The sequence below is a fragment of the Niveispirillum sp. FG156 genome (assembly GCF_057809555.1).
The window spans coordinates 1-23987 of record NZ_JBMDKE010000058.1 but is presented as its reverse complement, the minus strand read 5'-3'; the positions used below and the strand labels follow the sequence as shown (position 1 = coordinate 23987).

Here is a 23987-nt window from a genome sequence, read left to right as displayed (position 1 = left end):
CTATGAGCCGTGGCAGCGAAAGCCGCGAAACAGGAACCCGTCATCTCGTCATTCCCGGTACCGGTCCGGACGGCCCTAGGTCATAATCAAGAACCCTGGACATTGATCCGGCGACCAAGGTGGCAGCGTCTTGATCGCAGAGACCGCAACCACTACGCCCCATCACCGATGACAGCACGGATATGCGGCATCATCCGGTCGCTGGCCGGCAGTTCCGCGCCGGTCAGCAGCACCACAGACCAGGTCTTTTCACCTGTGCGGATCAGGGCACGCAGCAGGTCGCGGCGGGCAATGCAGGTCCGGTGCAAGCGCAGGAACCTGTCTGGTGGCAGACGGTCATCAAGCATGTCCATAGTGGCCCGATGCAGGACCGTCCTATCCCCTACATGCAATTCCACATAGTTTCCTGCCGCCCGGATCCAGTCGATATCCACTACATCCACCCGTTCGACCTGACCGATGGACCGGATGGTCAGGCTGGTCACCGCTGGCGGGGGCTGCCCTGCCATTGCTGCCTGTCTTTCTCCCAGGAACTGGTGCAGCGCCGGGGTAAGAAGAGCTGCCTGCTGCAGGCGGATCAGTTTCTCCGCCCGTTGCAGCAGCGCCAGAAGCCGGCGATCATCGAATGGCTTCAGCAGGTAGTCGATGGCGAAAAGCTCGAACGCTTCGACGGCATGGTCGTCATAGGCGGTGACGAAGGCGATCAGCGGTGGGTGGGGCCTTGCCAGCAGTTCCCGTGCCAGCGACATGCCGGACCGGCCGGGCATGGCGATGTCCAGCAGCAGCAGGTCGATGGGCCTGGCGGCAAGCATACGCACCGCCTCGTCGGCGCTGGCGCAACTCCCCGCCACCTGCCAGCCGGTCTGACCCGCCAGCGCCAGTTCAAGATTGCGGCGGGCCAGGGGTTCGTCATCAACGATCAGAATGGACAGGGTTGCCATCCATATCCTCCGCTGGAAAGGTCAGGAGCGCCACATGCACGCCGTCTTCGACAGCGGTCAGCAGTGACGCGCGGTCGCCAAAGAGCGCCTCCAAGCGCTGCCGGGTCAGTCCGAGGCCAAGGCCGTTGCCCTCGACCGTGGTGCCGATGGGGTTCTCGATCCGCAGGCGCACCTGTTCCCCACCATGGCGCAGGTCGAGCAGGATCAGGCTGTCAGAGATGTTGCTTTCCACCCCATGCTTGACGGCGTTCTCGACCAAGGGCTGGAACAGCAGGGGGGGACAGCGCAGGCTCGACCAATCGCCTTCTGCGGTGCGCAGATCAATGCGCATCCGCTCACCCATGCGCACCTTCTGCATGCGCAGATAGGCATCGACGAAGGTCAGTTCCTCTGACACCCGCACCCAGGGCCGTTGGCTGGCGCGCAACGCGAAACGCAGAAGGTCGCTGACCGTGGCCAGCGCAGTCAGCGCATCGGCGCGGTCCCCTGACCGGACCAGTGAGGCAATGCTGTTCAGGGCATTGAACAGGAAATGCGGCTCCAACTGCCCCTGCAGCAGGGCCAAGCGCAGTTCGAGATTGCGGTTGCGTTCCTCAAGCAGGGTCGTCGCCTGTTCGCGCTGCAACCTATGCGTCGTCAGCGCCACCTGTAAGGCGAAGGCGCCGATGACGATGACGAGGTCGGTCCACCAGCCGAAGCGGCTCTGCTCGGCGAGGACCGCTCCGATGCCTGACAACGGCTGACCGCGCAACAGGGTCACGACCAGGGCCTGGTAAAGGACATAAAGAGGCGGGAAGATCAGCACGGTGGGCAGCAGGGCCTGCACCACCTCACGCGGGCCTACCGTCCGGCAGGCGGGCCGGGAGAACCAGAGGTGCAACGCCCAGCTCAGCAGCACCAGGGGAATATAGTGCAGCGCGCCCTGTCCCAGGGCGGACAGCGCCTCAATCTCCTTGCCCTTGTCGCGCGTGTCCGCGACGAGGGCGGCTGTCATCCCGACAAGCACCACGCCCCAGAGATGGCCACCGACCAGGCCAGGGGTTTCAGCAAATCACGGACAGGGCGGGGCCATGACGGCGTGGCATTGATCATTCCTTCGCCTATAGACCGCGCTCCGAAGCCTGTCACGCCGCTTCGCGTCACGCAGTACCGGTTTCGTCCCAAAGCCATGGCGAGCCAAGCGCCCCTTGTCCTTTGCTGTCGTCAACGAAGCAGCATGCAGGGAGGATGGCGATGCAGGGGATCCGGATTGGCGCGGTGGCGATGATGATATGCCTGGCGGCCAGCATGGCCAAAGCACAAGCGCCAGTACAGCCGAACTTCGGGCAGGTGACCGCCGACACCACACCTGTCGCCGATGCCTATTTCGACGCCTATACAAGTCTGGACTGGGACCGGCTGGAACCGCTGGTCGCGGATGATGCCAGCTTCCAGGACCGGACGGCGGAACTGGTGTTCGGCGCGGTGGGGGCGGTGGGAAAACCTGCCATGATGAAACTGTTCCGCGAAGGCTATACCGGCATCACCAAGATCATCTTCAAGCCGATGCGCCAGATGTATACCGGCCATTACGGCATCTTCGAGGGTGACCTGAATTGGTCCACCAAGATGCCGGATGGGCGCATCGTGGAAAGCACCACGCCCTTCCTGGTCACGGTGCGGGTTGAGAAGGGCAAGGTCGTCGAGCATCGCGACTATGCTGACTATGCGCCGTTCCTGGCCGCCGTGCGCCAGTCCGGCAAGGACGGGAAATAGCGTGCCCGCCATCCATCACAATGACAGGCATGAAGAAAATGACCATGATGAAGGGCCGTGGACGCGGCGCCTTGCGCCGAGCCCTGGCGACACTGCTGTTGCTGGCAATGGCGTCGACCGCCAAAGCCGGCGGTGCCCGTATCGACTGGGACGAATGGCGGGTGCCGCATGTGAGCGCGCCCGATCTGGCCTCCGGTCTTTACGCCTCCGGCTGGGCACAGATGCGGCTGCGTGGCGACAGCATCGCCCGCGCCTACCTATCTGCACGGGGAACCCTGGCCGCTTGCATCGGCGAAGAGGCACTGGCTGGCGACATCCGCATCCATCAATTGGGCATCCCCGACCGGGCGCGGGAATGGCTGGCGGCCCAGGACGCGGAGATGCGGGCCTCCCTGGATGCCTATGCCGCCGGCATGAACGCTTGGCTGCGGCGCCATCCGGCCCGTCAAGGAGTGGCCGCCTGTCTGGACAAGGTCGAACCCAGCGATCCCCTGGGCCTGATCCAGGTCCTGCTGCATGTCGGCGTCGCGGGCCATGACCTGACGGCCAGAACGGCTCAGTGGCAGGAACAGCGCGGATCGAATGCCTATGCGGTAGCGCCGTCCCGTTCTGCCGATGGCAGACCGCTGCTGCTGATCAACCCCCACTCGCCTTGGCGCGAACCCTTCACGGTGCTGGAGCAGCATCTGCTGCTGGGCGACATCAACATCTACGGCATGACCTTTCCGGGACTGCCGCTGCCGGCCATGGGCTTTGCACAGCGCCATGGCTGGGCGCTGACCTTCAACGATGTCGATGGCGTCGATCTCTACGCCGTGACGCTAGCTGGCGACGGCTACCGGTTCGGGGACGCGACGCGCGCCTTCACCAGCCGCAGCGTCGCTATTGATGTACGCACATCGTCCGGGGCCCTGCGTCGGCAAGAACTGATGGTGCGCGCAACCATCCACGGACCGGTAATTTCAGAAAACGACGGCAAGGCGCTGGCCGTCCGCGTCGCCGGGCTGGAACGGCCCCACCTGCTGCGCCAGCTCTGGGACATGTGGCGGGCGCCGGACATGGCGGGATTCAAGCAGGCGCTGGCACAACAGCAGATGCCGGTTACCAATCTGGTCCGCGCCGGGGCCGATGGGACGGTCTATTACCTGTTCAACGGTCTCTCCCCCCGGCGCAGCAAGGGTGACCGTGCCTTCTGGGCAGGGGTTGTTGAAGGCGGCGACCCGTCGCTGCTGTGGTCGGATTATGTGTCCTTCGCGGAACTGCCGCAGATCGAGAACCCGCCGGGCGGCTTCGTACAGAATGCCAATGACGGACCGACCAGTGCCACCTGGCCGCCGGTGCTGGATGCCGCGAGCCTGCCGACGACCCTGACCGATGATCGCCGCACTCCGCGCGGTCGCCGCGCCCTGGCCTTGATGGCGACCGCCGGTCAGGTCTCCCTGCCGGACCTTGCCCGCATGGCATCGGACAGTGGCATGGACGCCACCGGCCTTGTTCTGCCCTGGCTGGTGCCCGCCGCCCTGGCATCGGGCGAGGCCGACATGGCGGCGCTGGGGCGGGTACTGGAGGACTGGGATGGTACTGCCGCACCTGCCAGCCGTGGCGGACCGCTGTTCGCCGAATGGTCCCACCTCATGCGCCGTGCCGGCACGCCAGTCCCGGCGATCGACATCCAGCAACTGCCGGCACTTGGCGGTCGGGATCAGCCAGTGGACATTCCCCGGGCGCTGGCCACGCTGCGCGAAGCTGGCCGCAACCTGCGAAAAGCGACTGGGCCGGACGGATGCGGCCTGGGGCGATGCCTACCGCATCCGCCGCGCCGGTCTGGACCTGCCGTCGCCCGTGGGCCGCGATGAGCTGGGCTCGTTCAATGCCGGTCGCTATCAGCCTGTGCGGGATGGCAGCGGCGTCACCGGTCGGTTCGACCTGATCGACGGCTCCCATTTTATCGCCGCCGTGGCCTTCGGACCTTCTGGCCCGGAGGCCCAGGGGCTGCTGGCCTATGGCAACACCGACGATCAGGTGGACGCGGCAGTTAAGGAACAGTTGACCCTATTCTCGCAAGGCCGGTTGCGTCCCCTTTCCTTCACCCAAGACGCCGTCGCCGCCGTGAGCCGCGAGGTCGAGCAGATGGAGATGAACCCATGAAGCCCACGTCGACAGATGTAGCCGTTCGGACTGTCCCCCGGCCATGGCCCGGCGGCAGTTCCTGCACGTCTCCCTGTGGGGCGGCGCGCTGATCGCCACACTGCCCTTGGGTTGGCTGACCGGCCTGGCCCCGGCGGCGGCGCAGGCCGCCACCGCCAGCGGGTTCGCCCCCAATATCGGCCTGTTCGTGCGCGTCAACCCCGATAACAGCGTCGTCATCGGCGCCCCGACGGCTGAAATGGGCCAAGGGGTCTTCACCAGCCTGCCGATGATCGTGGCCGAGGAGATGGATGCCGACTGGTCACGGGTCAGCGTGCATATGATGCCGCTGGCGCTGCGAGCGGTGAAGGAGGGCGACAAAGTCAGCGACGTCGCGATCAAGGGCACCGATTATGCCCATGCCTATCAGGGGGCCGGCGGCAGCCATACGGTCCGCAAGAATTTCACCCTGCTGCGCCAGGTCGGGGCACAGGTCCGCGATCAGTTCGTGCGCGCCGCCGCCGCCCGCTGGAAGCTGTCGGCCACAGGCCTGCGCACGGAACGCGGCCATGTCCTGGACCCGGCTGGCGCCCGGCGGCTTGCCTATGCCGATCTGCTGGAGATGGCCGCAGCCCTGCCACCCGCGGCACAGGACAGCCTCACCTTGAAATCTCCCGACCGGTTCACCCTGCTGGGCAGCCACCAAGCCGGCAAGGATGGGCATGCCATCGCCACTGGTCAGCCCATCTTTGGCATCGACCAGGGGATGCCCGGCATGCTGCATGCCGTGCTGCTGCACTGTCCCCTGTTCCGGGGCAACGCCGCCTCCGTCGATGACCGCGCCGCCCGCGCGGTCCCCGGCGTCATTGATATCATCACCATCAAGCGCAGTTGGTCCGGCCAGGAGCGGCCCGCGGACAGTGAGGTCAATTTGCATGGGGCGGTGGCCGTGGTGGCCCGCAGCCTTTGGGCGGCGTTGAAAGCTCGCGATCTTTTGTCGGTGCGGTGGGAAAGTCCGTTCACCCATGAGAGTACCGAATTCCAGGAAAAGGAGATGCGTCGGGCGCTGGATAGCGGCGTCGCGCCCCTGGCGGAGCGGGTGAGCGGTGATGTGGATGCGGCCATGGCCAAGGCGGCGCGCCGGATTTCCGCCGAGTATGTCGTGCCGCCCTACGCCCATGCTTGCATGGAGCCGCACAGTGCCGTCGCCGACATGCGGCCCGACAAGCTGCATGTCATCGCGGCTCACCAATATCTTGACACCATCGCCCGCTGCGCCGCCGAGGTCACGGGGGCCGATCCGCTGAAGGTCACGGTGGATGCGGCGCGCATGGGCGGCGGGTTCGGGCGCAAAGCGGTGCGTGACTTCATTTCCGAGGCGATCCACCTGTCGCACCTGCTTCAGCAACCGGTGAAGGTGACCTGGACGCGCGACGATGACTTCGCCTGCGACGCCTTCAACGCCGCCAGCATCCAGCGCATCGAGGGCGGCCTTGACGCCAACGGCCGGCTGGTCGCCTGGAACTACAACCGCGCGGCCCTGGGCTTCGGCTTTCAGGTGGATGGGCCGCCGCGCCATCTGATCGAAGGTTTCCGGGGGCGGACCTTCCGCCATCCGGAAACCAAACATGGCATGACCTATGGGGCGTGGCGGGGACCGGGGCACAATGTCACCTGCTTCGCCATCCAGAGCTTCATGGACGAGTTGGCGCACGAAGCCGGCGCCGATCCGCTGCGTTTCCGGCTTGCCCTGCTGGAACCGGCGCGCGACGTTCCCAACGAGGATGGGTATGGCGCCGACATGATCAGTACCGGCCGCTTGGCCGCTGTGCTGCGACTGGCCGCTGACAAGGCTGGTTGGGACCAACCGCCGCCGGCTGGTGTCGGGCGGGGTATCGCTTGCCACTTTACCTTCGGTGGATACTGCGCCCATGTGGTGGAGGTGCAGGTGACGGAAGGACGCGTGCGGGTGCTGCGGGTGATCAGCGCCATCGATTGCGGCACCCCGATCAACCGCGCCGGCATCGAAAAGCAGGTCGAAGGCGGGGCGCTCGACGGCATTTCCACGGCGCTGCGGCTGGGCATCCATATCGAAGGCGGTGCCGTCGTCGAGCGCAATTTCGACACCTATCCGTTCATGCGCATCAATGATGCGCCCCTGCATATGGAAACCCACATCATCGACAGCGCATTGCCGCCCAACGGCACGGGTGAAATCGCGCTGCCCCCGGTCATCCCCGCCCTCACCAACGCCATCTTCGCGGCCACCGGTCGGCGCATCCGCCGGCTGCCCATCGCCGACCAGCTCGGAGCATGAATATGAGCAGGAACCTGATACGATTGACCGTTAACGGCGTCCTCCGGCAGTTCGACGGCGATCCCGACACGCCGTTGCTGTGGTATCTGCGGGAAGACCTGGAACTGAAGGGCACCAAATATGGGTGTGGCATCGGCCAGTGCGGCGCCTGCACGGTGCATGTCGATGGCCAGCCCGTGCGATCCTGTGGCCTGCCGCTTTCCGCCGCCGAAGGGGCCCGCGTGACCACCATCGAGGGGTTGGCCGCGGGCGGCGGCTTGCACAAGGTACAGGAGGCCTGGATCGCCGAGGATGTCGCCCAATGCGGATATTGCCAGGCCGGACAGATGATGAGCGCCGCGGCCCTGCTGGCCGAGAAACCCCGGCCCAGCGATGCGGATATCGATGCCACCATGACCAATATTTGCCGCTGCGCCACCTATAACCGGATACGCAAAGCCATCCACCGGGCGGCGGGGTAAGAGCCCGAACGCCCGCCGGACCATTATCGGCTCGCCAGAAGACAGGCGTTCCACCTGTCTTCTGGCGACAGAGGTGTCAGCAATGTCGGGAACCGCCTCCGTCGCGCGCTGTCACAACCGGCTTCGGCGGGTCGCTTGAACCAACCGCAATCCGGGTCACGCGAAAAGCAACGTCAGGGTTGCCGTATTGGATTAGCAAAGGATCATATAACCCTTTGGGCAGGCCCGCGCCCGGCTATGCGGATGTAGGATTCCTTGGTCAATAAAACCGGGAGGGCGGTTCCATGTTCGGGTTCTTCAAGAACATGCTGGCGGCATTGCATGACGAGCCCGCTTCGGGTCCCGCCAGCAGCGGTTCTCCAGGCAGCGCCCCCATCCCAGCCACCAAGCAACCTGAAGTCACCGCGCCGCCCCGGGCTGACCAGAACGCCGTCGAGGTGTTGCGGCGCATTTTCTCCCGCCGTGATCCCACCCAGGCCGGTAGCCTCCACCTGGTGGGGCTGGAAAGCCTCCGGGCCCGGCTGGGCGGGCGGTGGGGGACCGTGGCCGACCGGGTGCACCTGCTGACAGCAAAGCTGCTTGAAAGCTATCTCGGCCCTCAAGATACGTGGTTCCGCCATGAGGGCGAAGTCTATGTGGTCGTCTTCGCCCAACTGGGGCCCGAACAGGCACGCCTGATCTGTGCCAAGGTGGTGGAAGAATTGCAGATCATGCTGCTGGGGGAAGCCGATACCGCCACCATCATGGTGCGCACCGCCATGCATGAGATCGGGTCGGAGGTCATGCTGGTTCCCGCCAGCCTGAAGCAGATGCTGGACAATGCCTCGATGCATTTGACACAGGGAGTGGCGGAGGCCAGCGCCAGCCTCGACCGTCCCATCGGCATCCGCACCCGCCGCGCCGAAGATGCGGGCCCGATCGAGGTGCGCTATCGCCCGGTGTGGGACGTCAAGCAACAGGTCCTGTCTGTCTTTATCGCCCGCTCAGGCCGGATGCGAGCCGGGCGTTGCCCGCTCTGGGGGTATGACGGGCTGCAGGACCCCGAGGATCCGCAGCAGATCCTGGGCATGGACATGCATCTGATCCAGGAGGCGGTGAGCGAAGCTGCTGAGCTTTACGAAAACCGGTTCCGCTTTTTCCTTTCATTGCCGATTCATTTCGAGAGCCTGGCTGTCCTGGGACGCCGCCGCGAACTGGTGAACGTCCTGCAGGACATCCCGACGCATATGCGCAGTTTCATGACCTTTCACCTTTGCGGGGTGCCGGCGGGCGTGCCCACGGGCCGTCTGGCCGAAATGGTGAGCACCCTGCGTCCCTACAGCCGCACCATCATGGTCGTGGTGGACCCTGCCGGTAACGACTTGCCCACCCTGGCTGCCGCCGGCGTCAAGGTGGCCTGTGTGTTGCTGCCGCCCGGCTGCTCGGCCGACCGCTATCGTGCCGACCTGCTGCGTTTTGGTGCCATCGCCGCCAAGAACCGGTTGCTGACCTCTGTCGAAGGTGTCGACAACATGGCCATGGAGGCCCTGTGCGAGGACGCGGGCATCAGCTTCCTGTCAGGAGACCTGATCGGTGGTTGGACCGAGGTGCCTGAACACGCCGTTCGTCGGTCGCTGGCCGATTTCCAGCGTTGAGCGCCATCTCTGCCAGCAGAATCGCAGACGAACGGTAACGCCCAAGCGGATCGTAAGGCGGCCGGTTGGCGGTGGGCCTCAATATTATCATCCTGGTGCCCCCTCCCTTTGCATGCTGGTGTTCCGTATCAGTCAGCTTAGATCGAATTCCAACTGCAATCATCTGGCGCATGTGGCACAGGAAGCACAATCTAATACGAATGCCATATTAACCAAAAGATTGTCGGCGGATGAATGATTTATCGACTAAAATAATCATCTGCTAATACAGCAGGACCGCGTTGGTTCGTTGCCATCAGGATGCTGGAGGCCGGCTGGTGCAGGATATGCCGCAGATTGGCGCCACTGTCGATCCACCGGACGAGCCGTTCCGGTTGGTGGTGGAGGCTGCGCCCAACGCCATGGTGATGATCGACGGCCAGGGGCGCATCGTCATGGTCAATGGCCAGGCCGAGCGGGTTTTCGGCTATGACCGGTCGGAGATGCTGGGCCAGCTTGTCGAGATGCTGGTGCCGGCGCGGTTCCGGGGGCATCACCCGGCCTTGCGTACCACCTTCACCCGGAATCCGAGCCCCCGCCCCATGGGGGTAGGTCGCGACCTGTACGCCCTGCGCCGCGACGGGACGGAATTTCCCGTGGAGATCGGTCTGAACCCCATCCAGACATCTGACGGGCCGATGATCCTGTCGGCCATCGTCGATCTATCCTTACGCCGGCAATCGGCGGAACGGTTCCGCCAAGTGGTGGAAGCCGCACCCAACGCCATGGTGATGATCAATGGCGACGGTCGGATTGTCATGGTCAATGCCCAGGTGGAGCGGCTGTTCGGCTATGACCGGTCCGAACTGCTGGGCTGCCCGGTGGAGATACTGGTGCCCGACCGGCACCGCGCCGCCCATCCGGGCCTGCGCGGCGGGTTCTTCCATCATGGCCATGGCTCGCGCCCCATGGGGGCTGGCCGCGACCTGTTTGCGCGCCGCAAGGATGGCAGTGAGTTTCCCGTGGAAATCGGTTTGAACCCCATCACCATGGATGAGGGGCCGATGGTCCTGTCGGCCATCGTCGATATTTCCGACCGGGTGCAACGCTTGCAGCGCATGAATGACCGGCTGGAGGCGCGCACCCGCGACCTTGAGGTGGTCAATCAGGAATTGGAGGCTTTTGCCTATTCCGTCTCGCATGACCTGCGGGCACCTCTGCGCAGCATGGATGGGTTCAGCCAAGCATTGCTGGAGGATTACGACGATATCCTGGATGATCGGGGAAAGGATTATCTGGCTCGCGTCCGGCGGGGTGCCGTGCGCATGGGGCAACTGATCGACGACCTGCTGAAGCTGTCGCGCGTCACCCGCAGCGGCATCACCCCCATCGCCGTCGATCTGTCCGCCATCGCCAACATTGTCGTGGAAGAATTGCGCCATCACAATCCGCATCGCCCGGTCCAGGTGGTGATCGCGCCCGGTCTGCTGGACGTGGCCGATCCGCGGCTGATGCGGGTGGTACTGGATAATCTGCTGGGCAATGCCTGGAAATTCACCAGCCGCACGGCCGCCCCCGTCATCGGCTTCGCCAGCACGCGGCGGGGCGGGCAGGTGGTTTACCAGGTGTCCGACAATGGCGTCGGGTTCGACATGGCCTATGCCGACAAGCTGTTCTCTCCGTTCCAACGGCTGCATGCCACGCATGAGTTCGAGGGCACGGGCATCGGACTGGCGACCGTCGCGCGGATCATCCGCCGGCACGGCGGAAATATCGAAATCCAGTCCGAACCGGGTAAGGGCACGTTGGTGTCCTTCACACTCAACAGCGGGGAAGAGGCACATGGCTGACGGGCGGCTGCTGATCGTTGAAGACGATCCCGATGACGAGGCCCTGATCCTACGGGCCCTGAAATCGGCGCATGTCACCAACCCCATCGACATCGCCCATGACGGGGTGGAGGCGCTGGCCCATATCTTCGGCGATGCCGGCCCCAACGATCCCATCCCGCCGCCGCCCGTGGTGATCATGCTGGATTTGAAGCTGCCGAAGATCGATGGGCTGGAGGTGCTGCGCCGTTTGAAGAACGACCCGCGCAGCCAGCACATTCCCGTGGTCATCCTCACCTCGTCGGACGAGCAGGAGGATATCGTCCGCTCCTATCGCCTGGGCGTGAACTCCTATGTCCGCAAGCCGGTGGATTTCGGCCGCTTCTCCACCAAGGTGGCACAGCTTGGTCTTTATTGGACGCTGATCAATCAGCCATTCCCAGAGGACCGGTCATGAAAGGGGCTGATCCCGTTCGCATCCTGCTGGTGGAGGACAGCGACCTTGACGCCGCCTGGTTGATGGAAAGCCTGCGCCGGGGGGGCATGCAGCTGGAGGCCCACCATGTCGATAATCGGGACGCCGTCGTTGCGGCATTGGCCGAGCGAACCTTCGACATCGTGCTGTGCGATTATTCCATGCCATCGCTTTCCCCCCTGGAGGTAACCCTCCTGGTCCATGCGCACGACCCGGACCTGTCATTGATCGTGGTGACGGGGACCATCGGCGAGGAGTTGGCGGTGGCCGTCATGCATGCCGGTGCCGCGGATCTGGTGCTGAAGGACCGCATCGCCCGGCTGCGCCCCGCCATCGAGCGCGAATTGGCCGCTGCCACGACACGCCGCCAGAACCGCGTGATCGAACAGGCACGCCAGCAAAGCGACTTGGTGCTGCGTGGCATCGCCAAAAATATCCCCGGCATCATCTTCCGTCGGTATATGCAGGCCGACGGGAGCCTCAGGTATACCTACATGCAGAAGGAGTTGCTGGCTGATTTCATCGATACCGGCGACCTGGGCGACCCGGCCACCAGTCCGCTGGTAACGGCGTCCGGGGCCACGTTACTGCGTGCCATCCATCCCGATGATCGCAAGACCTATCGGGATGCCATGGCTCTGTCGGCGGCAACGATGGAACCCATGATCGTCGAATTCCGGCTGTCGACCGCGTCCGGCGGCACCCGCTGGCTGCGGTCGCAATCACAGCCGGAAAAGCTGTCCGATGGATCGGTGCAATGGGATGGCATTGCGCTGGACGTGACGGAACTAAAGGCGGCGGAGGCGGTGCGCGACCATCTCGCCTATTTCGATCCGGTGACCGATCTGCCCAACCGGGCTCATTTCACCCGGCTCCTGATCGAAACGCTGGCCAAACCGTTGGAAGATCGGCGCGTGGCCTTGTTCTGCCTGGGGCTGGAGGCCTTTACCGATTTCCAGGATGGATGGGGATTGGCGGCTACCGATGCGCTCATCCGTGCCGTGGCGGATCGGCTGCGCCAGCTTCTGAAACCCGGCGAGGTACTGGCGAGGTTAGAAGGTGCCTATTTCTGCCTGCTGCTGCCCGATGCCCCGGCCGACCTGGACCAGCGATTATGGCAGTTGCAGGCGGCCTTCAGCCTTCCCTTCACGGTGGATGGCATGCAGATGTCGCGCCGCGCGCATGTCGGTATCAGCTTATATCCGACCGATGCCAGCGACGCGACGGAGATGCTGCAACATGCCAGTACCGCCCTGCACGAAGTGAAACCGTCGCGCGCACCCTTCTGCTACTACGCCGCGGAGATGACGGAACGGGCGGTGAAGCGCCAATGGATACAGACCGAGCTGGCCGCCGCCCTGACGAATGACCGGATTACGCTGTTCTATCAGCCACTGGTGCATCCGGTGCGCCACCACATCATAGGGGCGGAGGCGCTGGTGCGCTGGCAGCATGAGGTCCGCGGCCTAATCTCGCCGGCTGATTTCATCCCCGCCGCCGAACAGGGAGGCCAGATCGTGGAGCTGGGGCAGGAGGTCCTGCGCCAAGCGCTGAAGCAGACGGCGCTTTGGCGGGCCGCCGGCCTGTGCGATTTCCCGATATCCGTCAATGTGTCGGGCATACAACTCATGCACCGGGACTTCAGCGTCCGTGTGCGGTCCTTGCTGGACCAGTCCGGCCTGCCGCCCACGGCGCTGAAGCTGGAACTGACGGAAAGCACCATCATCCGCGACGATGACCTGGTCCATCGCAACATCACGGATCTGGCCAGCCTGGGTGTCAGCTTTGCGCTGGATGATTTCGGCATGGAACATTCGGTGTTCAGCCGCCTGTCGGAACTGCCTATCGACACCGTAAAGGTGGACCGGTTCTTCATCAGCCAGATGACCAAGGCAGCCGAGCATGCGGCCCTGGTCCAGGCCATCGTTGCCATGTCGCATGCGATGCACAAGCAGGTGGTGGCAGAAGGGGTGGAAACGCAGGAAGAGCTGATCTACCTGCGCGCCTATCAATGCGACGCCCTGCAGGGCTACCTGTTCAGCAAGCCGGTGCCGGCGGCGGCGATGGAACTGCTGCTACACCAGGGGCGGTTGCTGGGGTGATGGCGGGCCAGAACGAGCAGGGCACCATTGAGCAGCTGTTGCTGGCCATCCGATGATATCCTCCTTTCAAGGCTACATTGACATAATGCAGGCACCGGAACTGATGGCTCGCCGGTTCCCGCAGATCACAGTAACTTATGGGCTGACAGCGAGACACACTCCGTCAGAACATGGGGCATCGAACACAACGCGCGTCCGTTTCAACTTCCGGTAATTTACAAATCATTGTCACGTAACCAGCTTGATCGGGTTTGCATCCCGATATTCTGTCTCCACAAATATTTGCGGATCAAATCGTAGCCAAATTGACCTGTATCAGTTCCAGAGGTGCGGATCGGCATTAACGTATGGTTGTCGTTGTCGCCGTTGAGATCAGACAATTATGACCGTTGCCGATCCACACTCAGGGAAAGTTCAAGCCATCCGTGGGTCAGTGCTGGATATTCAGTTCTCACATGGGTTGCCGGAACTGGACGAAGTGTTGCTTGTCCGTGGAGCCATACCGGCGGAGGTTCGCTCGCATCTGTCGGCAGACAGGGTGCGCGCGGTGGCCCTGGATAACACGGCGGGTCTAAAGCGGGGGGACGCCGCCGCCCGCACGGGCAGCGGGCTGTCGGTCCCGGTGGGTCCCCATCTTCTGGGCCGGGTTGTCGATGTTGTCGGGCGCCCCCTGGATGGCCTTGGCCCGCTACCCGCCGACGCGCCGCTTCGGTCCATTCATCAGCCGTCACCGCCCTTGTCCAGGCGATCTCCCCGGCTGGAGCCGCAATGGACCGGCATCAAGATCATCGACCTGCTGGCACCGCTGGCGCGCGGGGGCAAGACAGCGCTGTTTGGTGGTGCGGGCGTCGGCAAGACCGTGCTGATCATGGAACTGATCCGTACCGTGGTGGAGCGTGACGATGGCCTTTCGGTCTTTGCCGGGATCGGGGAGCGGTCGCGGGAGGCGGCGGAACTGCTGGACGATATGCGCGGCTCGGGCGTTCTGGAACGGACCGTCATGGTGCTGGGGCAGATGGCGGAACCGCCCGGTGCCCGCTGGCGCGCCGGCTTGACCGCCCTGACGCAGGCGGAATATTTCCGGGATGTCATGGGCCGCGATGTGCTGCTGCTGATGGATAATGTCTTCCGCTTCGTACAGGCGGGTGCGGAGATTGCCGGCATGCTGGGCCATATGCCGGCCCGCGTCGGTTATCAGCCGACCATGGCGGGCGAGATCGGGATGCTGCAGGAACGCATCGCATCGGTCGCGGGTGCCGCCATCACCGCCATCCAGGCAGTGTATGTTCCCGCCGATGATTTTACCGACCCTGCCGTGGCCGAACTGTTCAGCCATCTGGACGGGTCCATCGTGCTGTCGCGGGCGGTGGCAGCGGAGGGGCTTTATCCCGCCGTTGAACCCCTGGCATCCTCCACCCGCCTGATGGACCCGGATCTGCTGGGACAACGCCATTACCGGGTGGCCGCCGCCGTGCGGGCCGCGATCGCGCAGTATCGTGCGCTGGAGGATATCATCGCCCTGCTGGGGGTGGATGAATTGTCGATGGCGGATCGACAGGTCGTGGGACGGGCCCGCCGCCTGCTGCGCTTCCTGACCCAGCCCTTCCACGTCACCGGCGGTTTTACGGGCCGTCTGGGGGTCAGCGTTGATATCCAGGATACCCTGGCCGGGTGTGAGGCGATCCTGAACGGCGATGCCGATGGCTGGGCTGAATCCTCCCTGTACATGACCGGCACCTTGGCCGACGCCCAAGCACGCGAAACCGGGGGAGGCAAGGGATGAGGCTGCATATCCTGACTCCCCTGGCCACCATCCTGGACCGGCCGGACATAACCGCGATTTTAGCGCGCGATGAGAGCGGGGCGTTTGGCATAAAGCCGGGTCATGCGCCGTTCCTGACGGCCCTGCCGTCCAGCGTTCTGACGCTTCGTACAGAACATGGGGCCGTGCTCTATGCGGCTGTTGCGGGTGGGATGCTGCGGGTCGACCGCGAGGGCGTGCAGGTGACCTCTCCCAGAGCGGCGGTGGGGCCGGACCTCGCCCCGCTCGCAGCGCGGGTGGCAACGGAAAAGGCGGCCAGCCTTAACCGGCAGCGGGAAGGTGAAGCGCAGGAGCGCACATTGCACGCGGCCCTGGTGCATCATCTTCTGGACAGTGTCACGGGCGGTAAAGCGGGTGACGCATGACCGATCCTGACCTCATCGACCCGATCCGCCGCGCGCAACGTGAACAGGAACGAGCGGCGGCAGAGAAACGGCGCGGCACCGGGGCGACCCTGGCGCTGATCGGCACCTTGGGCTGGCTGATCGTGCTGCCACCACTTGCCGGCCTGTTCCTGGGCCGTTGGCTGGATCGGACGGGCGATGGACAGTTCTGGACCCTGTCGCTGCTGTTCACGGGTGTGTTCGTGGGCTGCTGGGCGGCGTGGCGACGTATTGATGAGGGGCATCATGATGACTGAAACCTGGATCGGGGCTGCCCTTGGCCTGGTCGCAGGGGCCGGCGGGGGTTGGCTGTTCTTCCACCTTTTGGCACTGAACACGCGCCTTTACGCCACCGGACAGGCAGTGGTGGCAGCGGCCTTGCATCTTGGGCGCCTGGGCGTTGTGACGGCGACGCTGCTGACGATGGTACTGACGGGAGGTGCCTTGTCGCTGCTGGGGGTGCTGGCCGGCTTCCTGCTGGTGCGGCCGCTGCTCATGCGCCGATATGGGAGAGCATGATGGAGCTGCCTGCCCCCTTTGACGCGCCGGTTGCCTTTGCCCTGGGTCCCTTCCCCATCACCTGGCCCGTGCTGTACGCCCTTTTATGCAGCCTGCTGCTGACGGCGCTGGGCATCGGCCTGTCCGCCCGGGTGGCGACCGAACGCGCCGGGCGGCTGGGGACAAGTGTAGAGGCCGTTGTCGATCTGCTGCGCGCTGAACTGGATCAGGTCATGCAGACCGACAGCCGCCCTTTCCTGCCGTTGCTGGGCGGGTTGTTCCTGTTCATCGCGACCGGCAACCTGATGGGACTGGTCCCGGGCCTGGGGGCACCGACGGCGCATCTGGAAACGGCCATCGCCTTGGGCCTAGTGGTGTTCGGATCGGTGCATGTGCTGGGCGTGTACCGTCGCGGCTGGCGGGCCTACCTGGGCAGCTTTGCGCATCCGCGCTGGTGGATGCTGCCCTTGAACCTGCTGTCGGAACTGACCCGCACCCTGTCCCTGATTTTGCGCCTGTTCGGGAATGTGATGAGCGGGGAATTCGTCATCGCCATTGTGCTGTCGCTGGCGGGGTTCCTGGTGCCGGTGCCGTTGATGGCGCTGGAGGCGCTGCTGGGCCTGATCCAGGCCTACATTTTCACCATTCTGGCCGCCGTCTTTATTGGCGGGGCTATCGGTTCTATTGAGAAGGGCTGACCCCATGACCATTGAGATGATCAGTATCCTGGCCGCCGCCCTGGCCGTCAGCTTCGGTGCCATCGGCCCCGCCCTGGCGGAAGGACGGGCGGTCGCCGCCGCCCTGGACGCCATCGCCCGCCAGCCCGATGCCGCCAACACCATTTCCCGGACCCTGTTCGTGGGGCTGGCGATGATCGAAACGACGGCCATCTATTGTCTGGTGATCGCCCTGCTGGTGCTGTTCGCCAATCCGTTCGTGGGCTGACGCCATGCATCTGGACCCAACGACACTGGCGTTGCAGCTGGTCAACTTCCTGGCGCTTGTCCTGTTGTTGCGGCGGTTCCTGTTCCGGCCCGTGCTGGCCGCCATCGACCGGCGGGAAGCGGCGCAAACGGCCAGGCGGCGGGACGCCGAAGGTGCCCTGGCCGAGGCACAGGCGGCGCGGGATGCCGTCGCGGCTGACCGGGCCGCCCTTGCCAGCGATGCCGCCCGCCTTCGGGCCGACGCCCATGAGGCGGCAGAGGCGGAGCGGCGGCGCATCCTGGATGCCGCACGGCAATCGGCGGACGCGTTGCGGCAGGCGGCAGCCGACCGGATCAACTCCGAACGGCGACAGGCCGAAACGGAGCTGAGCGTGCGGGCGGGTGAACTGGCCGTGGCCCTCGCAACGCGTCTGCTGACCGATGCGCAGCCGGAATTAGCGGATCAAGTCTTCGCCACCGCCCTGACCGCCGAACTGGCGGGCATGCAGCCTGACCGGAAGGCAGCACTGCTGGGCCTGGATGGACCGATAACCCTCACCATTGCCCGCCCTTGGCCGGAGGAACGGCGTCAGGCGCTGTTGCCCTTGCTGCCGCCGGACCGGGTAGAATGGGTGGTCGATCCAGACCTGATCGCCGGGGTGGAACTGTCCGCACCTCATAACCTGATCGAACATAGCTGGCGCGCCGCCCTGACAGCGGCGCGTGAGGGGCTGCAAGCATGACCGGCGCACTCTCCCTGGCACTGACGGAATGGACGGGGCGACAGCGGAACCGGCTTTCGGCAAATCCGTTGCCACCACCCGGCTGGCGGCAACGCGGTCGTGTCAGCCATATCGGTGACGGCATCGCTCTGATCAGCGGGCTGGAGAACGCGCCGGCGGACGGCATGCTGACCCTGCCCGGCGGCGTGCCCGGTCTGGTGCTGGACCTGGATCAGGACCGGCTGGGCTGTCTGCTGCTGGGCGATGGCAATGCCATCAGGGCCGGCGACCCCGTGTCCGTGGCCGAGGGCGTTCTGCGCGTGCCGGTGGGAAACGGGCTGCTGGGCCGGGTCATTGATCCGATGGGCCGGGCGCTTGACGGTGGGCCGGCCCCCGTGCCAGACCGGATGGACCCGGTCGAACGGGCGGCCCCCGACCTGACCGACCGTGGCACGGTGGCCGAGACATTGCCGACCGGCACCACCATCATTGATGCGCTGTACCCGATCGGGCGGGGACAGCGTGAACTGATCGTGGGCGACCGGGCCACCGGGAAAACCAGCATCGCTATCGATGCCATGCTGGCCCAGGCGCGAACCAACATCGTCCCCATCTACTGCGCCATCGGTCAGCGAGCCTCCGCCGTCGCCGATGTCATCACCAGCCTGAAGATGGCGGGGTTGATGGAGCGCGCCATTGTCGTCGTCGCTGCACCCGATACCGCTCCGGGATTGCAATGGATCGCCCCCTTCGCGGCCATGACCATGGCGGAGTTCTTCCGCGACACGGGCCGGCATGCCCTGCTGGTGTTGGACGATCTGTCCAAACATGCCGCCATGCACCGTCAGATCAGCCTGCTGCTGCAACGCCCGCCGGGGCGCGAGGCCTTTCCCGGCGATATCTTCCATCTGCATGCGCGCCTGCTGGAACGGTCAGCAAAATTGTCCGCAGCGGCGGGCGGCGGATCGCTCACCTGCCTGCCGGTGGTGGAGACGCAGGCAGGCAACCTGTCCGCCTATATCCCCACCAATCTGATTTCCATCACCGACGGGCAGATCGTTCTGGATGCCAGGCAGTTCCAGTCAGGCCAACGCCCCGCCGTGGATGTCGGCCGTTCGGTCAGCCGGGTAGGGGCGCGGACCCAGCCCAAGGTGCTGCGACAGCTTGCGGAGCAGTTGAAGCTGGAATACGCACAGTTTCTGGAACTGGAGGCCTTCACCCGCTTTGGCGGGCTGGTGGACGAGCGCACCCGCCAGACCGTGGAAAGGGGGCGGCGGCTGCGCCTTCTGCTGGCACAGCGCCAGGGCCGACCCCGCAGCTTAGGCGCGGAAGTGGCCCTGCTGCTGGCCCATGACGAGAACCTGACGGACGGGCTGGACCTGACCACTGTGGAACGGGTGCGCGACGCCATCGCGGCCCATGTGGATGGCACGGACCCGACCGACCTGGATGCCCTGCGCCGTATCATCGCCAAGGCCAAGGACGCTGCCGAATGAGCGTAGCCGCCCTTGAATACCGGCTTTCAACCCTGAACGCCCTTCTGGGTGTGGTGGAGGCGCTGCGGTCCCTGACGGCGGCCAAGCAGCAGAAGGCCTTGTCCCTTCTGCCCGCGCTTGACGCCTATGCGGGCGAGGCGGCACACGTCATGGCCCTGCTGCACCCCGAACCGGCGGTGGCGGACGGTGTGGTGACGCTGGTATTGGGACCTGATGGCGGCTTCACCGGGGGCTTGGCAGGCCGCATCGCAGCGGCACTTCCCGACGGGTGGTGCCCGTTGGTTGTCGGCACGCGCACCGAGGCGGCCTTGCGCGCCCGGCACTGGCCCGTGGGGGAGGTCAGGGCGTCATCGACCAGCGTTGATGCATTGCCGGCCCTGGCCGCGTCCCTGGCCGGCACACTCCCCGCCAGCGCCAGTATCGCCGTGCTGTCGCCGCAGGGACGTGAGATTGTGCGTACCGATCTGCCGCCGCTCCCCCGCCGGCCGGGCCGTTATGATCTGCTGACCCAGATGCCGGGTCCGGAATTGGTGGCCGCCGCAGGCCGGCAGGATCGCGTGGCGCGGCTGCTGCGCCTGCTGCTGGCCAATCATATCGCAGAGCAGATAGCTCGACTGGCTACCCTGAAGGGGGCCAGGGAACGTATCCGCGACCGGTGCACATCGCTATCGATACAGCTTTCCATGGCGCGCCAGGATGGTATCAGCCAGGAGATCGCCGATCTTTGGGCAGGCCGGCGGGCGCTGCAACATTGAGATGAATCATAGTTGCTGATCGCATACGGTGATACTCGTTCCGCAGGTGAATTTTTATGGTTTCCCGCCGATGGCCCGTTCAGGTTCCTCCCGTTTCATCCTGACGTCCGTGTTGGGCATCCTTGCCACGATCGGCCTTCTCTGGTTCGTGACGCATGCCAGCGGCGATGCCCGCTTCTTCTATAATGAGGAAGGGTTAGTCATCGTCGGCGGCGGTGTGATCTGTGTGGCGCTGCTGGCTTTCCGGGGTGATGAAATTCGGGCCGCCCTGTCCGCCATTGCTGCCGTCTTTCGCGGCACGGGCGGCCTGGAACGGGAGGTGTCCGACCTGCTGGATGTCTCCAAGCTGCTTTATGGCAAGCAGATCGCTGCCGCCGATGAGCGGGTTCGCAAGGTCAGCAGTCCCTTTCTGAAGTTGGGCCTGCAAATGGTGGTCGATGGCGCGTCGCTGGACGACGTCATGCATGTCATGAACTGGCGTATCCAGAAGCAGGCGGAGGCGGAACAGGCGCAGTCGCGGTTCTTCCGGGTGCTGGCATCCTTCGCGCCGGCCTTCGGCCTGCTGGGTACACTGGCCGGCATGGTCGGCATGCTGAAGCAACTGGGCAGCGGCGATATCGGTCTGATCGGGTCGTCCATGGCCATCGCGATGCTGGCCACGCTCTATGGTCTGATCCTGGCAAATCTGGTCTTCAAGCCGCTGGCCATCAAGTTGGAACAGCGGACAACGGAGCATGTGGCGCAACTGAACATCCTGCTGGAAGGCGTGGTTCTGGCGCATCTGAACCGCTCCCCCTCCATCATCCAGGAAACCCTGGCCACTTATCTGATGGATGTGCATGAGGAGGCGGGCCGTGGCCGCTGAGCCGGAACGCCGCCCTGCCACCGCCGCCCCACGTCGGAACGCCGACCGGGCGCGGGTTGCGGCGCGCTGGAACCGCACCGTCAGCGCCCGTTCCGCCGAACCCGCAGAAGAGAGCGAGGAATGGGTCATCAGCTACATGGACATGGTCACAGTGCTGATGACCGTGTTCCTGGGCATGCTGGCCATTCTGGGGATGGATGGGCGCCTTGCCGCTCCCAATGAGGCCGAGCGTGCCGCAGCCACGGCAGTGACAGAGGCGCTGCAACAGGACGTGCCGGTTCAGGCAGCGCCGGCGCAGATGGTGCCTGAACCCACCCGGCCTGCGGCACCCGCAGCACCCGTGCCGACATCGCCGGGCCTGCCCGCCCCCCCGTCGCTGACTCCCGGCAACAAACAATGGCTGGACCGGCTGGAGGCGCTGGGGCTACCGCCGGAGGTCGATATCAGCGCCACGGAACTCAAAGTGACCATCGTGGTGCGTGAGCGCATACTGTTCGCGTCAGGCTCCGCGACATTGCAACCGGCAGCGATCGACCTGCTGCGCGCGCTGGCGCCATCGCTGGTAAGCCTGCCAGGCAGCATCACCGTGGAAGGACATAGCGATGATCTGGCGATCAGCACCATCCGCTTCCCCTCCAACTGGGAATTGTCGGCAGCCCGCGCGGCGGCGGTGGTGCGGGCCCTGGCGGGCATGGGCGTTCCCCCGGCCCGGTTGGGTGCCCTTGGCCTTGCCGACAGCCGCCCGGTCACCGGCGATCCGGCCCGGCGGGCAGAAAACCGGCGTGTGGAAATCGTCGTCGATACCGATGCCCTGACTGCCAATGCGGCCACGCGGTAACGGTCAGTCGCCGGATCGACCGCCGCGCCCAAACAGCCGTGACCACCATGAGGTTGGTTTGACCGGTTCGTCCGGCGGTTCCACGCCAAGGTTGTTCGTCTGGCCGGAACCGGGTGCCGTGCGTTCCCGGCGCTGATCGTCACCGACCTTCAGCCCATCATGATAGGCACGGGTGGCAGCCGGCCCCTCGACATAACGAAAGCCCAGCGTGCGAGCATCCTCCAACGCCTGATCATCCCGGCACCGCGTCAGGATACAGCGCGAACGGGCAACCGGCCCCAGCCAAGCGATACCGCCGGACAGGTCCACCGGTGCCCCGTCCTCCCCCAGCCAGGGGATACGGTACCAGTCGACCACCGGCAGTTCGGTATCCGATGGCGCCAGGATCGGGACATGGTCGATGGCGACCGCGACGTCGTCAGCCTGCGCCTGCATCATGGCCTTACGATACAGCTCCCGGTCTGCAACCCATTCCAGGAAGGTCATCTCCACCACCAGCTTGCCATGCAGCCGGGCGGGGAACCGTGCCGTCATCTCGCGGAATTCCTCTCCGGCCACGGTGGCAGCATGCAGCTTCACGGCGATGGGTAGCGTGTGAACGGCATCGTCCCGCAGCAGATCATAGAGCATGCGGCGGTCCAGCAACGCGGTGGCCTGATCGAACAGCCAGGGCTCTCGCCGCATATGGGTGGCGAACAGCCGGTCCAGCGCCTCGATGGAAACCGTCCGTTCCACCATCACCGGGATCGGCCCCTGCTCATCATCCAGTCGGAAGATGAGCTGTTCACGCAACAGGGAGGAGAGATCGACCGCGTGCAGCGTGCGCTCCATCTCCATGAACCTGTCGAGGGCGTCTGCCGCTGGCGGCGCTTCTGGATATTGTTCGCTGCCCATCTGCTCAACCAGATTCCGCACCGCATCGGCGAAGCCGTCAGCGTCGCGCGAGAGATCGAACCATGCCGTCCGCAACTCCCCCCGGTGATGGGACGCCAACGCCTCCGCCACACGGCCCAGGGCCTGACGGCGTTCTGTCAGAAGGCTGCCAGGAATGGACAGGACCAGTTTGTCCTTGCCAGTATCGAACAGAATGACGTTCGCGCCATCGACCGCCGGCTTCTCATCGCCCGCCAGCCAGCGGCGCAGGGTACGCCGGAAAGCCGGCTCCTCAATATGCAGTAACCCGGACAGGTCGAGAATAACGGCGTGGCGTTCTGGTCTGTCTCGGCGGTAATGCTCTGCTGCTCCAAGCAACCCAGAAAGGCTCTGCATCACGATCTACCCTTAATGTCGACGCCCAAACATACCATTATATCCATGGTTAACACAGTATACAGGGTTTCATCGTAGCTTTGGCACGCTGTGTAGAGCACCATCAGCTAAAAAATGTGGAATAAAAAATGTGGACTAATTGTTTTTTAAGAAAATTATTAATTAATAAAACTATAAAAATCATTAACAAGGACTTTACACTGAATGTGATTTGATGTTTTAAAAAAAATAAACTACATTTCATATAAAACATCTAATTCTTTAATATTTACACAAATTAGAATATGAATAACAACGTCAATATATGTAGAATATTGGCCCGCGGCCCGATCAGGCTGCATCAAGAGACCTGACACACGACGGATAGAACTCCTCGCAGTTGATACGATGTCAGAATTTTGTTTTTGCATTACCAGGGACATCTACACACATGCCGGGATTGTTGGCCGCTCAAACTCATTAATGCCCCAGGAGCCTTGGCAGGTTGGATGCGGGTGCCGGCTCCCTCAATTTGAACCTGCGCAGCTAACATGCTGATTTTTATAGATACCGGTTCATCGCAAAGAGCCGGCACAAAACGCAAAATCCCCATAAATTACTGATATTACAGGGATTTTTTGTATCAGGCTGGATGCGGGGGCTCGACCTGACCGACGTTATAGTAAGCTTACTGCATTGATTTGATTTACTATTTCTTACAAACCCGTGTAGCATCCGCCTGCAAGAAGCTGGACCAGCCAGACTAGTGCAATGACGCTGACAAAGGATTCACAAGATGGCGTCGATGTGAGAATCT

The 23987-nt window shown here is 64.1% G+C and carries 23 protein-coding genes; 20 read left to right on the top strand and 3 right to left on the bottom strand.

Features of this window, described 5'->3' with window-relative positions; genetic code table 11:
• Positions 1-152 precede the first annotated feature (152 nt).
• Both ACODSP_RS26320 and ACODSP_RS26315 read right to left on the bottom strand, forming a co-directional pair.
• Entirely contained in the window at positions 153-941 is a 789-nt protein-coding gene (locus ACODSP_RS26320) for a LytR/AlgR family response regulator transcription factor (protein WP_488968483.1), read from the bottom strand.
• A complete protein-coding gene (locus ACODSP_RS26315; protein ID WP_488968482.1) occupies positions 913-1935 on the bottom strand; it encodes a sensor histidine kinase in 1023 nt (340 codons plus the stop codon). Before ACODSP_RS26315 ends, ACODSP_RS26320 begins: the two co-directional genes overlap by 29 nt.
• 293 nt (positions 1936-2228) lie before the next feature.
• Between ACODSP_RS26315 and ACODSP_RS26310 the strand changes: the two genes are divergently transcribed.
• The 20 genes from ACODSP_RS26310 (at position 2229) to ACODSP_RS26215 (ending at position 21922) form a co-directional block, all read left to right on the top strand.
• A complete protein-coding gene (locus ACODSP_RS26310) occupies positions 2229-2696 on the top strand; it encodes a nuclear transport factor 2 family protein (RefSeq protein ID WP_488968481.1) in 468 nt (155 codons plus the stop codon).
• Between the two features lie 44 nt (positions 2697-2740).
• Positions 2741-4552, top strand: a complete 1812-nt coding sequence (locus ACODSP_RS26305) for a penicillin acylase family protein (RefSeq protein ID WP_488968480.1) — start codon at positions 2741-2743, stop codon at positions 4550-4552.
• Positions 4443-4844 carry a penicillin acylase family protein gene (locus tag ACODSP_RS26300; protein WP_488968496.1) on the top strand — a complete coding sequence of 134 codons (402 nt, stop codon included), beginning with the start codon at positions 4443-4445 and terminating at the stop codon, positions 4842-4844. Before ACODSP_RS26305 ends, ACODSP_RS26300 begins: the two co-directional genes overlap by 110 nt.
• 43 nt (positions 4845-4887) lie before the next feature.
• Positions 4888-7140 carry a xanthine dehydrogenase family protein molybdopterin-binding subunit gene (locus tag ACODSP_RS26295; RefSeq protein WP_488968479.1) on the top strand — a complete coding sequence of 751 codons (2253 nt, stop codon included), beginning with the start codon at positions 4888-4890 and terminating at the stop codon, positions 7138-7140.
• A gap of 2 nt (positions 7141-7142) precedes the next feature.
• Positions 7143-7601 (top strand): (2Fe-2S)-binding protein, encoded by a 459-nt coding sequence (locus ACODSP_RS26290; protein WP_488968478.1) that lies wholly within the window; start codon positions 7143-7145, stop codon positions 7599-7601.
• A gap of 284 nt (positions 7602-7885) precedes the next feature.
• Entirely contained in the window at positions 7886-9235 is a 1350-nt protein-coding gene (locus ACODSP_RS26285) for a hypothetical protein (protein ID WP_488968477.1), read from the top strand.
• Positions 9236-9561: 326 nt separating this feature from the next.
• On the top strand, positions 9562-11064 hold the full coding sequence (locus ACODSP_RS26280) for a sensor histidine kinase (protein ID WP_488968495.1): 1503 nt from the start codon (positions 9562-9564) through the stop codon (positions 11062-11064).
• Positions 11057-11500, top strand: a complete 444-nt coding sequence (locus tag ACODSP_RS26275; protein WP_488968476.1) for a response regulator — start codon at positions 11057-11059, stop codon at positions 11498-11500. Before ACODSP_RS26280 ends, ACODSP_RS26275 begins: the two co-directional genes overlap by 8 nt.
• Positions 11497-13620, top strand: coding sequence for a putative bifunctional diguanylate cyclase/phosphodiesterase (locus ACODSP_RS26270; protein ID WP_488968475.1), 2124 nt, complete (start codon positions 11497-11499; stop codon positions 13618-13620). The genes ACODSP_RS26275 and ACODSP_RS26270 overlap by 4 nt, the downstream gene beginning before the upstream one ends.
• 382 nt (positions 13621-14002) lie before the next feature.
• Positions 14003-15403, top strand: a complete 1401-nt coding sequence (gene atpD, locus ACODSP_RS26265) for a F0F1 ATP synthase subunit beta (protein WP_488968474.1) — start codon at positions 14003-14005, stop codon at positions 15401-15403.
• Positions 15400-15807 (top strand): hypothetical protein, encoded by a 408-nt coding sequence (locus ACODSP_RS26260; protein WP_488968473.1) that lies wholly within the window; start codon positions 15400-15402, stop codon positions 15805-15807. Before atpD ends, ACODSP_RS26260 begins: the two co-directional genes overlap by 4 nt.
• The gene (locus tag ACODSP_RS26255) at positions 15804-16082 is read left to right on the top strand and encodes an AtpZ/AtpI family protein (RefSeq protein WP_488968472.1); all 279 of its coding nucleotides are present in this window, start codon (positions 15804-15806) and stop codon (positions 16080-16082) included. The genes ACODSP_RS26260 and ACODSP_RS26255 overlap by 4 nt, the downstream gene beginning before the upstream one ends.
• On the top strand, positions 16072-16344 hold the full coding sequence (locus ACODSP_RS26250) for an N-ATPase subunit AtpR (protein WP_488968471.1): 273 nt from the start codon (positions 16072-16074) through the stop codon (positions 16342-16344). Before ACODSP_RS26255 ends, ACODSP_RS26250 begins: the two co-directional genes overlap by 11 nt.
• Entirely contained in the window at positions 16341-17021 is a 681-nt protein-coding gene (gene atpB, locus ACODSP_RS26245; RefSeq protein ID WP_488968470.1) for a F0F1 ATP synthase subunit A, read from the top strand. Before ACODSP_RS26250 ends, atpB begins: the two co-directional genes overlap by 4 nt.
• 4 nt (positions 17022-17025) lie before the next feature.
• Positions 17026-17268, top strand: coding sequence for a F0F1 ATP synthase subunit C (locus tag ACODSP_RS26240; protein ID WP_102114233.1), 243 nt, complete (start codon positions 17026-17028; stop codon positions 17266-17268).
• 4 nt (positions 17269-17272) lie between these two features.
• Positions 17273-17989: a F0F1 ATP synthase subunit B family protein gene (locus ACODSP_RS26235; RefSeq protein ID WP_488968469.1), complete on the top strand. Its 717-nt coding sequence runs from the start codon at positions 17273-17275 to the stop codon at positions 17987-17989.
• Positions 17986-19464: a F0F1 ATP synthase subunit alpha gene (locus ACODSP_RS26230; RefSeq protein ID WP_488968468.1), complete on the top strand. Its 1479-nt coding sequence runs from the start codon at positions 17986-17988 to the stop codon at positions 19462-19464. The genes ACODSP_RS26235 and ACODSP_RS26230 overlap by 4 nt, the downstream gene beginning before the upstream one ends.
• A complete protein-coding gene (locus ACODSP_RS26225; protein WP_488968467.1) occupies positions 19461-20219 on the top strand; it encodes a hypothetical protein in 759 nt (252 codons plus the stop codon). Before ACODSP_RS26230 ends, ACODSP_RS26225 begins: the two co-directional genes overlap by 4 nt.
• Before the next feature lie 70 nt (positions 20220-20289).
• Positions 20290-21084, top strand: a complete 795-nt coding sequence (locus ACODSP_RS26220; protein ID WP_488968466.1) for a motility protein A — start codon at positions 20290-20292, stop codon at positions 21082-21084.
• A complete protein-coding gene (locus ACODSP_RS26215) occupies positions 21074-21922 on the top strand; it encodes an OmpA/MotB family protein (RefSeq protein ID WP_488968465.1) in 849 nt (282 codons plus the stop codon). The genes ACODSP_RS26220 and ACODSP_RS26215 overlap by 11 nt, the downstream gene beginning before the upstream one ends.
• 3 nt (positions 21923-21925) lie before the next feature.
• On the opposite strand, the gene ACODSP_RS26210 is transcribed toward ACODSP_RS26215, so the two are convergent.
• Positions 21926-23191 (bottom strand): hypothetical protein, encoded by a 1266-nt coding sequence (locus tag ACODSP_RS26210; protein WP_488968464.1) that lies wholly within the window; start codon positions 23189-23191, stop codon positions 21926-21928.
• Between the last annotated feature and the right edge of the window lie 796 nt (positions 23192-23987).